Source organism: Comamonas sp. MYb21, from assembly GCF_037479395.1.
In the GTDB taxonomy this organism is placed as follows: Bacteria; Pseudomonadota; Gammaproteobacteria; order Burkholderiales; family Burkholderiaceae_C; genus Comamonas.
In genome coordinates this window covers 183,761-198,881 of sequence record NZ_JBBGZC010000008.1, presented here as the reverse complement: position 1 = coordinate 198,881, position 15,121 = coordinate 183,761, and the positions used below count along the sequence as shown (strand labels likewise).

Below are 15,121 nucleotides of genomic sequence, written 5' to 3'. Positions count from 1 at the left end.
CAGCCTGCCTGTGATGCGGGGATACTTCCGCATTCGGGCAGCTTGCTCTTTTTTTGTAGGCTGCGCTGGTCGCAGCTTTTTTTGTTTTTGAGCGTTAGGCCTGCATGCTGTTTCGCATTGTCAGTTTTTTGTTTTTTCAGGCCCTGGGCGCGGCCCTGGGCTGGTGGCTGGGGCAGTTGCCCGGCGCACTGTTGGCGGCCATCATCGGGGCCTGGTGCTGGTTTGTCGTCGATGTCTGGCGCGGCAACAAGGTGGTGGGCTGGCTGCGGCACGGCGACGCGGACAGCGCCCCGCAGCTGATGGGCATGTGGGGCGAGGCGGCCGACCGGGCGCGGCGCCTGGTGCGCCAGCTGCAAAAGAACGAGGCGCAGTCCGATGACCGGCTGCACCAGGTGCTGACGGCCATCCAGGCCTCGCCCAATGGCGTGGTGCTGCTCGACGAGCACAGCCATATCGAGTGGTGCAACCAGACTGCGTGTGACCACTTTGGCTTCAATCTGGAGCGCGACCATATGCAGGTCATCACCAACCTGGTGCGCGCGCCGGAGTTCATCGGCTATTTCAACGCCAACAATTTCAGCAAGGATGTGGTGATGGTCAGCCCGGTGATGCGCGCGGCCAGCCCGATGCGCATGTCGGTGCAGATGTTCCCCTATGGCGGCAACCGCAAGCTGCTGCTCTCGCGCGATGTCACCTCGATGGAGCTGGCCGATGCAATGCGGCGCGACTTCGTCGCCAATGTCTCGCACGAGATCCGCACCCCGCTGACGGTGCTGGCCGGCTTTATCGAAACCTTGCAGACCCTGCCGCTGAGCGCCGAGGAGCGCACCCAGTACCTGGCGCTGATGTCCAACCAGGCCCACCGCATGCAAGGCCTGGTGGTCGATCTGCTGACCTTGTCGCGCCTGGAGGGCAACCCACCGCCCAGCCTCAATGAATGGGTCAGCGTGGGCAGCCTGCTCAAGCGCTGCGAAGAAGATGCGCATGGCCTGGCGCGCATGATTGCCAAGGATGGCGACAAGCCCTTGCAGCTGTTCTTTCCGCAAGAGGATGCCGATGCCGGTCACTACGAGCTGGCCGGTGCCGGCAATGAGCTGCAAAGCGCGCTGTCCAATCTGGTCAACAACGCCGTGCGCTATACGCCAGCGGGCGGCGAGATCCGTGTGCAGTTCATGCGCCAGCCCGATGGCTCGGGGCGTGTCAGCGTCACCGACACCGGGCCGGGCATTGCGCCCGAGCATATCCCGCGCCTGACCGAGCGCTTCTACCGCCTCGACCGCAGCCGCTCGCGCGATACCGGCGGCACGGGCCTGGGTCTGGCCATCGTCAAGCATGTGCTGCAGCGCCACGGCGCGCAGCTGCAGATTCGCAGCACGATCGGCAAGGGGTCGGAGTTCAGCGTGGTGTTTCCACCATCGCGCGTGCGCCAGCAGCTGACGGAAGAACTGGTCTAAGCGCTCATCCGCACCGCGTTTTTGGTGACGCGGTGCAGCAAGACCAAAAAGCAGGCCGCCGCCAGCACCAGCGCATAGGCGGCGCACATCCAAAAAGCGATGGGGGAATCCATCGCCGGGCGGCCGGCGATGCCGTGGTAGGCCAACTGAAAACCACCCCACAGGCCCACACCCCAGAGCAGGCTGCAGTACACCAGCAAGGGCGTGACGGTGATGCGGTAGCTGCGCAGCACAAAGATGGATACGGTCTGGCTGGCATCGGCCAGGTGGTAGAGGCTGACCCAGCCCAGCAGGCCCAGCGCGATGGCCGCCACCTCGGGCGTAGCGGTGTAGATCGGCACAATCCAGCCCTTGGCGAGCCAGACCAGCAGCGACAGTGTGGCAGCCAGGCCCATGGCCGAAAACAGGCCCAGAAACACCACCTGGCGCGCCCGCGTCTCATCACCCGCGCCGCGCCAGTAGCTGGCGCGGGCGCTGGTGGCAATGGCCAGCGACAGCGGCACCATGTACATCAGCGCAGTGACATTGGCCGCAATCTGGTGCGCTGCCGACGAGGCCGTGCCCATGCGTGCCACATAGAGCGCCATCAAGGTAAAGGAGGTGATCTCGACCAGGATCGACAGGCTGGCCGGTACACCGAGCTGCGCAAACTGGGCCAAGGTGGGCCAGTGCGGCCGCTCCAGGCGGCGCCAGATATCGGCTGGCGCATAGACGGACTGGCTGCGCAGCAGCCACCAGCCCAGGCCGCAGAGCAGGAAATTGACCACAAAGGTGGCCCAGGCGCAGCCCAACACGCCCATCGGTGTCAGGCTCAGGCCGCCAAAGGTGAACCAGATGGACAGCGGCAGCTTGACGAGCAGGGACATGGCCTGCAGCCAGGTGACCATCTTGGGTTTGCCCAATGACTGGCTCAAGGTGCTGAAAATGCGGAACAGCAGCGCGGCCGGCAGGCTCCAGCCGATGATGGCCAGGTAGCTTTTGACCAGCGACTGCAGCTCCTGCGGCACCTCGGTCCAGCGCAGGATGGGCGCGGGATTGAACAGCACGGCCCAGCCCAGCAAGGTAGCGGCCAGGCAGATGTAGAGGGACTGGCGCAGCGAGGCGCCAATGTCGGCATGGCGGCGCGCGCCGTGCATCTCCGACCAGATCGGCATCAGCGCCTGCAAGAGGCCCATCAGCGAGACATAGACGGTCACAAAGATGGCCGAGCCCACCGACAGCGCGGCCAGCGAGGCCTCGGCATGGCGGCCGGCGACGATGGTGTCGACCACGCCAAAGCCCATCACGGCAATCTGGCCGACAAACACCGTGCCCGCATGCTTGGCCAGCACCCGCATATCGCGGCCTGCCAGCAGGCGCGTCAACATCTCCCGCATACGCGCCTTCAACCCGGTTGACGACGGTAGATGACGATCTCCGCGTTCTTGTCGGTCGGGCGGGCCACGGCCGCCAGGCGCTTCCACTCAGGGCCCAGCACCTCGTTGCTCGGGGTGCGCTGCGATTCGAGCGGCATGGCCAGCCAGTTGCAGGATGCGCTGGTCGGGTCGGTCAAGGTCTTGAGCTGCCAGCCGCCCTGGGCCTGCATGGCCACAATCTGCGAGCGGCTCAGGCCCCAGGCGGCCACGCAGCCGGCCGAGGCGGGGGCGGGCAGCACCTTGGCCAGCGCCTGCACCTGGGCGGTGTAGCTGCGGCCATAGTCCAGCATCGGCATCCAGATGCTCATCAGCAAGATCCAGCTGAGCACGGTGCCGCCCGCTGGCAGCACCAGGCTGCGCCAGATCTCGGGCCGGTTGCGGCGTGCGCGCCAAAAGGCCAGCGCGCACCAGGCCAGGGTGGCCAGTGCGGCAATGACAAACTGCGGCAGCGAAAACTGCGCGACAAAATCAGGCGCGATACGGGCCACATTGGCGGCCGGCTTGGCCGGCGTGCCGGTGTAGACCGCCAGCCAGATCACCCAGATGGTGATGGCCGCTGCGCTGAAAAACAGCAGGGTGAACCAGTCGATCAGCGCCGCCATCGCGCGGCGGAAGGTGGGCAGCGCAAAGGCGGCCAGCGCGGCAAATGCGGGCAGGCCCAGCAGCAGCGCACGGTCAGACGGGGTGGTGATGACGGTGTTGACCAGCGCCAGGGCGCCCAGCAGGATGGGCAGCCACAAATGGCGGTGCACAAAGCGCCAGTCGGCTACCTGGCGGCGCCAGATCCACAGCGACCACAGCGCCAGCGGCCAGGCCGGCCACACATACCAGACCACCAGCTCAAACAGCGGGCGCAGCTGGCGGAAGTGCTCGGCCGGCAGGATGCGCCATTGCCACTGGTGCAGGTAGACAGCCAGCAGCAAGGCGGCCACGCCCAGGATGGCAAAGGCACCAGCCGCCTGCAGGCTGCGCGCGCGCAGCTTGGCATCGACGGGGGTAAGCGCCAGGATCAGGGCCACGCCCAGACCGAGGCAGACCGCATAGGTGGGCGCGCCGCTCAGCGCCAGCATCACCAAGCCTACCGCGCCTATGCACAGCGGCGTGCCAAAGCGGATGGGAATACAGGCGGCCGCATAGAACACAAAGCACACGCCCGACAGCTGCACCACATAGCTGCTGGCCTCGTGCGAGGGCTGGGCCAGGCCCAGGCAGGCAATCAGCGCAAGCAGGCCGCCATCGGCCATCGCGCGCGCATAGTCGATCTCGTTGGCTTCGCCGCCAAAGGCAAAGGCGACGGGGCCGGCGCCCGGGCTGCGCGCCAGGTAGTACACGGCATACCAGGTGGCCATCAAGGCCAGCCACAGCAGGGCGGCAAACGGCAGGCGGCTGGCCAGCTCGGGCGAGATGAAGTCGCCAAAAGCCTGGATCGCCCAGGCGCCCAGCCAGTAGGGAATCAGGCCCTCGGTGTCCGGGCTCAGGCCCAGGATCTCCGGCGCCAGCCACGGAGTCCGGCCTTCTGCCAGCGCCAGCGCGTAGCCATAGCTGGTGATGTCCAAGGTCTTCCAGGGCGCGCGGGCGATAAAGCCGGGCACCACATAGGCCAGGCACAGCAGCAGCAAAAGCGCACGCGGCAGAGGGCGTACAGCGGCTTGGGAGACGATGGCTGGGGTTGGAAAATTCACACAGGCTTACCAGAGGGAGCAAGGCTCAGCAGCTTATCAGGCCCTGCACCAGAAATGTAGGAGAACCGCGCATTGTCTGCGCGTCCACCAGGCGGGTCAATGAAAAAAGGCAGTACGGTGTCGCACTGCCTTTGGGTTGCCAAGACAAAAAGGGCGCCAGGCCTTGCAGCCCGAAGCCCTTTTGCCAAAAGCAAATTACTTCTTGCCGAAACGGTTGCGGAAACGCTCCACACGGCCGCCCATGTTGTCCACCGACTTTTGGGTGCCGGTGTAGAAAGGGTGCGACTCAGACGAGGTATCCAGCTTGAACAGCGGGTATTCCTTGCCTTCGAAGGTTTCGGTTTCCTTGGTGTTCACGCAGGAGCGGGTCACAAACTTGAAGCCGTTGGACAGGTCCACGAACAACACTTCGCGGTAGTCTGGGTGAATGCCTTCTTTCATGATTCTTCCTTAGGTCAAGTGCGGGAGCCGTGCCAAGCCGGATGCAACCTTTGCATCCCAGTAAACTGGGCGTACTTTCCGCAATAAAAGCCCTCCATTATTGCACAGGATGGCTTTCTTATCTGCAAAACCTCTGGTTTCAGTCAGCTGATGGCCTTAGCGGGCTGAGGCTAAAGCATTGCAAGGCTTTGATTTAGCGAGTTTTAAACCGGCTTGCGCCCCGCATGCAGCCAGGCGGGCGCCATTGGAAAATCCAGCCGCCCCAGCGCGCGGATCTGGCCAAAGCCAGCTGCTGCCATGTGCTGGGCGATATCGCCCGGGCGCGGCAGGTAATGGCCGCGCAGCACCAGGCCGGCGTAAAACGGCCAGACGCAGGCGGCTATCGCCGGGTCATCGGGCCGCTCGGCATGGGCCAGCAGCAGCAGACCGCCGGGCTTCAAGGCCTGCCACATGCCGTGCACGGCCTGGGCTGGGTCCGGCAGAAAGTGCAGCACGGAAGAACACCAGATCAGGTCATAGCCCTGGCCGTAGTCCTGCTGCTGCACATCGCAGCCTTGCGCAGCCATGCGCCCCTGCAGTCCGGCCTTGGCAATGTTCTCGGCGGCCACGGCGGCGGTGGCTGGTTCATCGCAGACCAGCCCCTGCCAATGGGGTAGCTGCTGGGCCAGCGCCATGCCGATATGGCCGGGGCCTCCGCCCAGATCGAGCAAGCGCCCCGTGGCGGGCAGGGGGCCCAGTTGCGCCAGCAGATGCGCCATCGCTGGCACGGTGATCGCGCGCTGCTCTTGCCCGATTTGCACGCGGGCCGCCTGGGCCCAGCTGCCGGGCGGCGCGGTCATGGCCACGCTGCCTTTTGCCAGCCACTGCGGCCATTGGCTGGCCAGGCCGGACAAGGCCTGTTGCCGGTACTGCCAGGCCTGCGCGCAGTAGTCGGCTGCGCCCGTCAGAAAATAGCGCTGGGCCAGCGCCGAGCTGGCAAACAGATCATCGCCTTGCGCATGGTTTGCACGCTGGCGGTCAAGCAGGTCCATGCTCCACAGCAGCTCCAGCCAGACGGCACAGGCCCCTGCATGCAGCCCCAGGCGTTCTGCCACCGCCTGGGCGCTGGCGGGCTCGCGCAGCTGGTCAAACAGCCGCTGCGCCAGCGCTTGCTCCAGCGCCTGGCTTTGCAGTGGAATCGCAGCCAGGCGCCACAGTGGCTGCAGCGGATGCTCGGTCTGAAAATCCATGCGCATGGTCAAGCCCCCGCTGTGCAGTGAAACGGAGGAGGATTGCCTGTCGATAAGAGGAGGTGTGCCATGGTTGCGGTCCGGGTGCTTAGGGGGTGGATACAGAGCCTTCACTATAAATTTCAAATGCAAATAGGTATCATTTGAAATTTAGGCAAAACGGAGCATTGCTTTGGCAGGGCGGAGTCATTCGCGATGCTGCCGCCTGCTGCGGCCAGAGAGGCAGTCTTGGTCTACCGAATCAACAGCGCAGATGCGAGCGCGCCCCAGCGCCTGGGGCCATCGGCCTGGTGGCGCTCCAGCCTGCCCACGCAGCTGGGCCATTGCGCCACCGACCGGCTGCAGATCGAGCCAGGCCTGGCGCTGGTCTATATGGATTACCAGCCCAACCGGCACTTGCTGGAAGCCAGCCTGCTGGAGCGTGAGAGCCGCTGCCTGACCTTGACCGTGGCGCTGCAAGGGCGGTCCAGCACCACCGGTGTGGATGGCCAGCGTTTTGATTTTGTCGCCGGCCACAGCACCTTGGCGGCCTTTGCCTCCGTGCGCGGCGAGCGCTGCTTTCCGGCCGGGCAGGCGGTGTGTCAGCTGCGGCTGGTGGCCGATGAGGCCTTGCTGCAGCGCTATGGACTGGCCGATCTGCTGGAGGGTGTGCGCTTTGACCAATCGGCGCGCGCGCTGCATTTTGGCGCCTATGGTGCGAGCACCGCGCAATGGGCTGCGGCCTTGCTGCCAAGGCATGCGCAAGAGGGGCGGGATGAGCGAGGTGCGCTGCTGGGCATGCAGATCGCCGCGCTCAGTCTGCTGTCCGAGCAGACCCGCCAGCTGTGCCCCGCGCTCAGCGCATCGCCCCCTTTGCGCCCAGCAGACCAGGACAAGATTCTCCAGGCGCGCGACATCCTGCTGCGCGACTATGCCCAGCCCTTGACGGTGGCCTACCTGTGCGCAGCGGTGGGCACCAACGCCTTTGCGCTGAAAACCGGCTTTCGCCAGCTCTTGGGCACCAGCCCCCACCGCATGCTGACCCGCATCCGCATGGAGCGCGCCTGGGCATTGCTGGACAGCGGCCAGCGTGTCTCGGCGGTGGCCTACCAGGTGGGCTACCAGCATGTCTCGAGCTTCAGCAGCGCCTTTGAGCGCCACTTTGGCCGGTCGCCCAAAACGGTGGCGGGAGAGCGCTGGCGCACGCGGGCATGAAAAAACCCTCCGTGTTGAGCGGAGGGTTGGCAGGCCGGTGGGCGCAGGGCGGGGTTTAGCCGCCGCGGCGCATCATGTCGAAGAACTCGACATTGCTCTTGGTCTGTTTCATGTTCTTGATCATCAGCTCCATGGACTCGATCTCGTCCATGTTGTACATGAACTGGCGCAGGATGCGGGTCTTTTGCAGGATCTCGGGAGCGAGCAGCATCTCTTCGCGGCGCGTGCCGCTCTTGTTGAGCTCGATGGCCGGGAAGACGCGCTTTTCGTACAGGCGGCGGCTCAGGTGCAGCTCGCTGTTGCCAGTGCCCTTGAATTCTTCAAAGATCACTTCGTCCATGCGGCTGCCGGTGTCGACCAGGGCGGTGGCGATGATGGTGAGCGAGCCGCCTTCTTCGACATTGCGGGCCGCGCCAAAGAAGCGCTTGGGGCGCTGCAGCGCATTGGCGTCCACACCGCCGGAGAGCACCTTGCCTGACGAGGGCACCACATTGTTGTAGGCGCGGGCCAGACGGGTGATGGAGTCGAGCATGATGACGACGTCCTGGCCCATTTCCACCAGGCGCTTGGCGCGCTCGATGACCATCTCGGCCACGTGCACGTGGCGGGCTGCGGGCTCGTCAAAGGTCGATGCAATGATCTCACCCTTGACCGAGCGCTGCATTTCCGTCACTTCTTCCGGACGCTCGTCGATCAGCAGCACCATCATGTGCACATCGGGGTAGTTGGCGGTGATGGCGTGTGCAATGCTTTGCATCATCATCGTCTTGCCGCTCTTGGGGGCGGCGACGATCAGTGCGCGCTGGCCACGGCCAATCGGCGCGATGATGTCGATCAGGCGGCCGGTGATGTTTTCCTCGGCCTTGATGTCGCGCTCCAGACGCATCTGTTCCTTGGGGAACAGCGGCGTCAGGTTCTCGAACATCATCTTGTGCTTGTTCTGCTCGGGTGGCAGACCATTGACCTTGTCGAGCTTGGTCAGTGCAAAGTAGCGCTCGCCATCTTTGGGCGTGCGCACTTCGCCTTCAATCATGTCGCCGGTGTGCAGGTTGAAGCGGCGCACCTGGCTGGGGGAGATGTAGATGTCGTCGGTGCTGGCCGTGAAGCTCGTGTCGAGGCTGCGCAGGAAGCCAAATCCGTCGGGCAGGATTTCGAGAACGCCATCGGCAAAAACCTGTTCACCGGCCTTGGCCCGCTTCTTGATGATCGCAAACATCAACTCCTGTTTGCGCATGCGACCAGTATTTTCAATTTCAAGCTCTTCTGCCAGCTTGAGGACTTCAGACACATGCAGTGCCTTGAGCTCATTTAAGTGCATGGATAGACTCCAGAACGGAGTAACTGTTAGAGGTAGGGGGAATGCAGAGCCGGTGCAATAAGCGGGAGACCGCGAAGCCGGAGACCATGCTTGATCTATTCTTGGTCGGAATACGATCGGTGATCTAAATGTCGATTATAGACAGGTTGCTGCAGGAACATCCTGCCTGAATTATCAACTATATGTATCAGGCGGGACAGTGAGCGGCTAGGTTTTTTGATTTTTTTATAAAAATACAGAAAAATCAAATGCTTGAAAAATGCAAAAAGCACGGCAGAAACCGTGCTTTGTTGGCGATGGCCGCCAGATTGGGCCAGCCATACCGGGATGCAGACGCGCGGGCCGCGCATCCAGGGGCTGGATTTAGGCCAGTTGCTCGTCCAGGAAGGCCGTCAGTTGGGCCTTGTTCAGCGCGCCCACCTTGGTGGCGGCCAGTTCGCCGTTCTTGAACAGCATCAAGGTGGGGATGCCACGGATGCCGAACTTGGCCGAGATGGCGCGGTTTTCATCGACATTGACCTTGGCGATCTGCAGCTTGTCCTTGTAGCTGACCGACACTTCTTCCAGCACCGGAGCGATCTGCTTGCAAGGGCCGCACCATTCGGCCCAGAAGTCCACCAGAACATTGGTGTTGGGTTGCAGAACATCGCCTTCAAAGCTGGCTTCGTTGGTGTGCTTGATCAGGGATTCCGACATGGCAGGTTCCTCGTTAAATTTTGGGTTTTTTGGCGCCAGGGGTTGCGCCATGGACAAAAGTTGAGGCCATTGTGACAGAAAGCAAGGCCGGGTGCAGGCAGCGCGCGCTGCATCTGACGCGTTGTAGGGGCGCAGGATGTCAAGCACAATGCGCTCTCAGAGGGACAAGAGGGTCCGGGCATGCAGCTTTGCTATGCCGGAGTTTGAAACTATCAATCGCTGCTACCGCTTGCAAGCGACGGCGGCAAGAGGAGATGCCATTGGCACTGCTGAACAGGGACAGCGCGTCTGTCTATGACACACCACCGCACGGCGACTTTGTGCGCTATGTGGACCAGCTCATCGCCCGGCAGAACCCCGGTGCCGCCCATACCACGGGCAGCATGCAGCGCCCGGCGCGGCCAGGCCATGGCCAGGCGCCATCGGCTCCATCCGGCCAGGCGAGCAGCAACCCGATCGCCGACCAGGCCCAGGAGCTGCTCGACCGCATCCGCCAGATGGACCAGGTGCGCAAGGACAGGCGCCAGGGCGCGGCGCAGACGCTGACCACTACAACGCGCAGCAGTTCAGGCGCAGCCACCACATCGATTTTTACCTCTGCCGGCAGTGGCAGTACAGCCAGCAAGAAGCCGTTCAGCGGCTTCAAGCTCATCGGGGTGCTGATCGCCGCGATCCTGGGCATCATGTTTCCGCCACTGGGCATCGTGATGCTGATTGCGGCCTTCAAAAAGGGCTGGTCGCAAAAGAACTAGGCGGCCACAGAACACGGCCCCACCGGATGCCGCAGGGGGCAGGGTGGGGGAGGTGCAGTTCCTTGCATTTGTATGCATACGGTAAATGCCTGTAGGCCGGTGCACCAACTGCGCTGGCGGGCGTTGTGTATATGCTAGCCTTCGCTGCATTGATAGCTGAACCACCACCATGATTGTTGACCTGAAGATTCTCGACCCCCGCATGCAAGAGCAGCTGCCCCAGTACGCCACCCCTGGTAGCGCCGGCCTGGATTTGCGTGCCTGCCTCGATGCCCCTTTGACCCTGGAGCCCAATGCCTGGCAGCTGGTGCCCACCGGCCTGGCCATCCATTTGCGCGACCCTGGCTATGCCGCGATGATCCTGCCGCGCTCGGGCCTGGGCCACAAGCACGGCATCGTGCTGGGCAACCTGGTCGGCCTGATCGACAGCGACTACCAAGGCCAGCTGATGGTCAGCGCCTGGAACCGCAGCAGCCAGTCCTTTGTGCTGCAGCCGATGGAGCGCCTCGCGCAGATGGTGATCGTGCCGGTGGTGCAGGCAAGCTTTCAGGTGGTCGAAGATTTTGGCGATGTGTCCGAACGCGGCGCCGGGGGCTATGGCTCCACCGGCACCAAGTAAGCCACCGCAAGCTACTGAACCTGGCGGGCCCTCGGTGGCCCTGACCCCCTCGTCATTTTTGTGATCTGAAAGGAGAGCGCAATGTCTCAAAAAAATCCAAGCTCGCGCAGCCTGCTGCAACGTGCAGGCAAGCTGGGCCTGGCCCTGGCGGCCGCCTCGCTACTGGCGGCCTGTGTGCAGGCACCTCCCCGTTATGACAACCGCTACCCGCAAGGCCCGGCGCCCCAGCAACAGGGCAGCTACCCGCAGCAGGGCGGCTATCCGCAGCAGCAAGCGCCTTACGGTATGGAATACGGCACCGTGGGCAATATTGAAGAGCTGCGCTCGCAGTCGCGCAGCACCTCCGGCGTAGGCGCCATCTTGGGTGCCGTGGTCGGCGGCGTGCTGGGCAACCAGGTCGGCGGCGGCTTTGGCCGCATGGCCGCCACTGCAGCCGGTGTGGCCGGTGGCGCAGCGGCCGGCAATGCGCTGGAGCAGTCGTCGGGTAGCGGCCGCAGCACCGTCAGCGGCTACCGCATCCATATCAACCTGCAAAACGGCGGCCAGCGCATTTTTGATGTGCCCAACCCCGGCGATCTGCGCCCGGGCGACCGCGTGCAGATCAACCAGGGCCAGATCTCGCGTTATTGATCGGCACAGCGCCTGCCAGGCTTGGGTGAACCCCGATGGGCAGGCGGCTGGCGCTGGGACACAATGGCGCCGCGTGTCTCAAAAAGCGTGTACACCGCAACGGTGTGCACGCTTTTTTTGCGTGATCTTCCCTCCCGATTGTCGACCACACCAAGGTGCCACCATGTTCCAGAAGAAAACCAACACCCTCGCCGCCATGGCCCTCAGCGCGACGGCGCTTGCAGCGCTGTCTCTGCCGGCCCAGGCGGGCCCCCGGCTCGATGCCATCATGCAGGCCAAGGTGCTGCGCGTGGGCACCCCGGGCGACTACCGCCCCTTTGCGATGAAGGCCGATGGCAAATACGCCGGCCACGATATCGAGGTGGTCGAGGCCATGGCCAAGGAACTGGGGGTCAAGGTCGAGTATGTGGACACCACCTGGCCCAAGCTGATGCAGGACCTGCAGGACAACAAGTTCGATGTGGCCGTGGGCGGCATCACGCGCAATGTGGCGCGCCTGAGCAAGGTGCAGATGCTGCCGGGCTACGCGCCGTTTGGCAAGGTAGCCCTGGTGCGTGCGGCCGACAAGGACAAGTTCACCACGCCCGAAAGCCTGAACCAGGCCAGCGTGCGCGTGATCAAGAACCCCGGCGGCACCAACGAGGCCTATGTGCTGCAGAACCTGAAGAACGCCCAGGTCAGCACGCATGACAAGAATGCCGAGATTCCGGGCCTGATCGCCGACGGCAAGGGCGATGCGATGATCACCGAGACCTATGAGGCGCTGCACTACAGCAAGGCCGACCCGCGCCTCTACGCCGCCTACCTGGACAAGCCGCTGACCCCCGTCAACCAACTGGGCTTTATGCTGCCGGTGGACGATGCCGACTACCAGCGCGTGATGCAGTTCACCTGGGATGTGCTGGCGCTGCGCGGCGTGTTGCAGCAAGAGGCGCAGAAATGGCTGAAATAAGCCGTTAGGTCGCCAGCAAGGCCAGCGCGTAAGCCGCCTGGTCTGCATGCCGTTGCCAAGGTACAGGGCGCCCAGGGGGTGCTCCACCGGTGCAGGCGTTGCAGACCAGGCGGTTTTTTGTTGGTGCGCGCTGGCTGCAAAAGCTTCGCGGGGGTTGCCGATGACGGCTCGAGCAAGCGCAGATCTTGCGCATTCCGCTGCAACTGTCGCTATTTCGCAGCAGCACCCAGTCTTTGCAGGGCTATTGCCTCGATAAATAAGAACTATTCTCATATAATTGTTACATCGCCAGCCTGTGACCCGCACGCCAGCCGTGCTGCCGCCCCTGCCTTGCAGCGGGCCGTCATTGCCAGCTTCTTTGTTCAACCCTGTTGTCTGAAAGCTCGGCCCGTGGCTGCTCATCCCCCTTGTGACACGCATCGCGTGTCTTCGTCCCTCCCTGTGTCGCGCCCCTCCAGTGCCGCGCGCCAGCCGTTGGCCTTGCAACCCCTGGCACTGGCTGCACTGCTGTGTGTGGCCCAGGCAGCACAGGCCCAAAGCCCTGCAGCGGCCAGCTCCGGTCAGGCGACTGGCGCCGTGCAGGTGGCTGCGGCCGATGCGCCCTTGCTCAAGGAAATGGTGGTCAGTGGCTCGCGCTACGAGCAGGACCCCGATGAGCTGCCGATGAGCATTGACGTCATCAATGCCCGGCAGATGGAAGCGCAGCAGATGCGCGATATCCGCGATATTGCCCGCGACATGCCCAATGTCTCGGTCAAGCGCGCACCGGCGCGCTTCACCCTGGCGTCCAGCCCCACCGGCCGCGACCAGAACGCTGGCTTCAATATCCGGGGCTTGGACGGCAACCGCGTGCTGATGCTGGTCGATGGCATCCGCCTGCCGCGCAGCTATGTGTTCAGCGCCAATGCCTTTGGTCGTGACTACCTCGATGTCGGCATGGTCCAGCGGGTGGAAGTGGTGCGGGGGGCCACCTCGGCGCTCTATGGATCCGACGGCATGGCAGGCTTGGTCAACTTCATCACCAATGATCCCCGCAACCTGCTCAAGGACGGCCAGACCTTTGGCGGCCGTGCCAGCGTAGGCTATGACAGCGAGAACACCGGCAAGAACCTGGGCCTGACCCTGGCTGGCAAGCCCAATGAGACGGTGGAATGGCTGCTGGGTGTGAACCTGGGCCGCAGCCGCGAGCTCAAGAACATGGGCGATATCGACACGCTCGATACGCGCCGTACCACACCGAATCCGCAGCGCGACAAGGATGCCTCGGTGCTGGGCAAGGTGATCGTGCGCCCCAATGCAGACCAGAAGCACACCTTCACCGTCGAGCATGTCGACAAGAAGGCCGACTACCAGCTCTACACCGCACGCACGGCGCCGCCGGTCACCGCCGCTACGGCCGTCATCGATTCCGGATCGTCGACCGACATGAAGCGCACGCGCGGCAGCTGGGCGGGCGAGTGGCGCAACCTGAGCACGCCCGCGTGGGATGACATCAAGGCCAGCCTGAGCTACCAGAATGCAGATTCGCGCGAGTTCATCTACGAAGACCGCCTGACGGCGGCCGACCGCACGCGCGATGTGACCTACCAGGAAAAGACCTGGCAGGCCAATGTGCAGGCCAGCAAGCTGCTGCGCGGCGATGCGGGCCTGGCGCAGAAGATCACCTACGGCATCGACTATGTGCGCAGCGATGTCGAGAACCTGCAGACGGGTATCACGCCGCCGGTGGGCGAGACCTTCCCGCTCAAGCGCTTTCCCGATACCACCGAATCGAGCTGGGCCCTCTATGCGCAAGATGAGCTGGTGCTGGGCAACTGGACCTTCACGCCCGGCCTGCGCTACGACCATTTCAGCATCAAGGCCGACCAGGCCGGCTTTGGCGCCAATGCGGTGTCGCTGTCGGGCAATGCCACCTCGCCCAAGCTGGGTGTGATGTACCGGGTCGATCCGGCGTGGAGTGTTTTCGGCAACTACGCCAAGGGCTTCCGCGCGCCCAACGCCGGCCAGGTCAATGCCTTCTTTGAAAACCCGGTGGCCAATTACAAGACCATCCCCAACCCCGACCTGAAACCGGAAACCAGTCAGAACCTGGAGCTGGGTGTGCGTGGGCGGCTGGGCAATGTGGCGCTGGATGTGGCGGCATTCACCGGCCGCTACAAGGACTTTATCGACGACCTGGTGCAGGTGGGCGGTGTGGGTACCGCTGCTGATCCACTGGTGTTCCAGTCGGTCAACCGAGGCAAAGTCAACATCAGTGGCTTTGAAGTCAAGGGCGATGCCGATTGGGGGCGCTATGCCGGCATCGGCTGGAGCACACCGTTTTCCTGGGGCCGCACCCAGGGCCGTGACCGTACCAGCTCCGAGCCGCTGTCGTCCATCGATCCGCAGCGCTTTACCGTGGGCCTGCGTGCCGAGGCCGCCGTCTGGACAGCGCAGCTGGGTCTGAACTACACCCAGGGCAAAAAGGCCAAGGACACGACCAACCCTAGCGGTGGCACCCAGTTCCTGAACCCATCTGCCACCTTGGTGGACCTGACAGCGCAATGGCGCATTCGCAAGGACCTGCGCTTGAACGTGGGTATCTACAACCTGACCGACAAGAAGTACTGGCGCTGGTCCGATGTGCGTGGTCTCGCGTCCAGCTCAGGCGTTATCGATAGCTACACCCAGCCGGGCCGCTCGGCCAAGGTCAGCCTGGTCGCCGAGTTCTAAATCTGCCTCTGTGGGCAGCGTGAACGG

Annotated in this window: 13 protein-coding genes; 7 read left to right on the top strand and 6 right to left on the bottom strand. The window is 63.7% G+C overall.

The window, feature by feature from the left end:
* The first annotated feature begins 104 nt into the window (after positions 1 to 104).
* Positions 105 to 1,454 (top strand): phosphate regulon sensor histidine kinase PhoR, encoded by a 1,350-nt coding sequence (gene phoR, locus WH367_RS13640; protein WP_021026592.1) that lies wholly within the window; start codon positions 105 to 107, stop codon positions 1,452 to 1,454.
* On the opposite strand, the gene WH367_RS13635 is transcribed toward phoR, so the two are convergent.
* From WH367_RS13635 to WH367_RS13620, 4 genes are all read right to left on the bottom strand, one after another.
* On the bottom strand, positions 1,451 to 2,821 hold the full coding sequence (locus WH367_RS13635) for an MATE family efflux transporter (RefSeq protein WP_339536536.1): 1,371 nt from the start codon (positions 2,819 to 2,821) through the stop codon (positions 1,451 to 1,453). The two genes, phoR and WH367_RS13635, sit on opposite strands and share 4 nt — an antisense overlap.
* Before the next feature lie 17 nt (positions 2,822 to 2,838).
* Positions 2,839 to 4,551, bottom strand: coding sequence for a hypothetical protein (locus WH367_RS13630; RefSeq protein WP_339536535.1), 1,713 nt, complete (start codon positions 4,549 to 4,551; stop codon positions 2,839 to 2,841).
* A 195-nt stretch (positions 4,552 to 4,746) separates the two neighbouring features.
* Positions 4,747 to 4,992: a type B 50S ribosomal protein L31 gene (locus tag WH367_RS13625; RefSeq protein WP_021026595.1), complete on the bottom strand. Its 246-nt coding sequence runs from the start codon at positions 4,990 to 4,992 to the stop codon at positions 4,747 to 4,749.
* Between the two features lie 203 nt (positions 4,993 to 5,195).
* Positions 5,196 to 6,221 carry a methyltransferase gene (locus WH367_RS13620; protein WP_339536534.1) on the bottom strand — a complete coding sequence of 342 codons (1,026 nt, stop codon included), beginning with the start codon at positions 6,219 to 6,221 and terminating at the stop codon, positions 5,196 to 5,198.
* A 228-nt stretch (positions 6,222 to 6,449) separates the two neighbouring features.
* On the opposite strand from WH367_RS13620, the gene WH367_RS13615 reads away from it, so the two are divergent.
* Entirely contained in the window at positions 6,450 to 7,415 is a 966-nt protein-coding gene (locus WH367_RS13615) for a helix-turn-helix transcriptional regulator (protein WP_339536533.1), read from the top strand.
* A gap of 55 nt (positions 7,416 to 7,470) precedes the next feature.
* Here the strand turns inward: WH367_RS13615 and rho are convergent, their stop codons facing one another.
* The gene (gene rho / locus WH367_RS13610; protein ID WP_021026598.1) at positions 7,471 to 8,733 is read right to left on the bottom strand and encodes a transcription termination factor Rho; all 1,263 of its coding nucleotides are present in this window, start codon (positions 8,731 to 8,733) and stop codon (positions 7,471 to 7,473) included.
* A 363-nt stretch (positions 8,734 to 9,096) separates the two neighbouring features.
* Positions 9,097 to 9,429 carry a thioredoxin TrxA gene (gene trxA / locus WH367_RS13605; protein WP_027010832.1) on the bottom strand — a complete coding sequence of 111 codons (333 nt, stop codon included), beginning with the start codon at positions 9,427 to 9,429 and terminating at the stop codon, positions 9,097 to 9,099.
* A 254-nt stretch (positions 9,430 to 9,683) separates the two neighbouring features.
* On the opposite strand from trxA, the gene WH367_RS13600 reads away from it, so the two are divergent.
* The 5 genes from WH367_RS13600 to WH367_RS13580 all read left to right on the top strand — a co-directional run bounded on the left by WH367_RS13600 (position 9,684) and on the right by WH367_RS13580 (position 15,094).
* Entirely contained in the window at positions 9,684 to 10,181 is a 498-nt protein-coding gene (locus WH367_RS13600) for a hypothetical protein (protein ID WP_027010833.1), read from the top strand.
* A 169-nt stretch (positions 10,182 to 10,350) separates the two neighbouring features.
* Complete coding sequence (dut, locus tag WH367_RS13595; RefSeq protein ID WP_339536532.1) at positions 10,351 to 10,800, top strand: dUTP diphosphatase; 450 nt, start codon at positions 10,351 to 10,353, stop codon at positions 10,798 to 10,800.
* 81 nt (positions 10,801 to 10,881) lie between these two features.
* Positions 10,882 to 11,430, top strand: a complete 549-nt coding sequence (locus tag WH367_RS13590; RefSeq protein WP_339536531.1) for a glycine zipper 2TM domain-containing protein — start codon at positions 10,882 to 10,884, stop codon at positions 11,428 to 11,430.
* Positions 11,431 to 11,593: 163 nt separating this feature from the next.
* Positions 11,594 to 12,382 (top strand): transporter substrate-binding domain-containing protein, encoded by a 789-nt coding sequence (locus tag WH367_RS13585; RefSeq protein ID WP_339536530.1) that lies wholly within the window; start codon positions 11,594 to 11,596, stop codon positions 12,380 to 12,382.
* A 423-nt stretch (positions 12,383 to 12,805) separates the two neighbouring features.
* Positions 12,806 to 15,094, top strand: a complete 2,289-nt coding sequence (locus WH367_RS13580) for a TonB-dependent hemoglobin/transferrin/lactoferrin family receptor (RefSeq protein ID WP_339536529.1) — start codon at positions 12,806 to 12,808, stop codon at positions 15,092 to 15,094.
* Positions 15,095 to 15,121 lie beyond the last annotated feature (27 nt).

Coding starts and splice junctions, on each gene's coding strand:
- WH367_RS13585 (WP_339536530.1), top strand. CDS start 11,594: ATGTTCCAGAAGAAAACCAACACCCTCGCCGCCATGGCCCTCAGCGCG.
- WH367_RS13590 (WP_339536531.1), top strand. CDS start 10,882: ATGTCTCAAAAAAATCCAAGCTCGCGCAGCCTGCTGCAACGTGCAGGC.
- phoR (WP_021026592.1), top strand. CDS start 105: ATGCTGTTTCGCATTGTCAGTTTTTTGTTTTTTCAGGCCCTGGGCGCG.
- trxA (WP_027010832.1), bottom strand. CDS start 9,429: ATGTCGGAATCCCTGATCAAGCACACCAACGAAGCCAGCTTTGAAGGC.
- WH367_RS13635 (WP_339536536.1), bottom strand. CDS start 2,821: ATGTTGACGCGCCTGCTGGCAGGCCGCGATATGCGGGTGCTGGCCAAG.
- rho (WP_021026598.1), bottom strand. CDS start 8,733: ATGCACTTAAATGAGCTCAAGGCACTGCATGTGTCTGAAGTCCTCAAG.
- WH367_RS13620 (WP_339536534.1), bottom strand. CDS start 6,221: ATGGATTTTCAGACCGAGCATCCGCTGCAGCCACTGTGGCGCCTGGCT.
- dut (WP_339536532.1), top strand. CDS start 10,351: ATGATTGTTGACCTGAAGATTCTCGACCCCCGCATGCAAGAGCAGCTG.
- WH367_RS13600 (WP_027010833.1), top strand. CDS start 9,684: ATGCCATTGGCACTGCTGAACAGGGACAGCGCGTCTGTCTATGACACA.
- WH367_RS13625 (WP_021026595.1), bottom strand. CDS start 4,992: ATGAAAGAAGGCATTCACCCAGACTACCGCGAAGTGTTGTTCGTGGAC.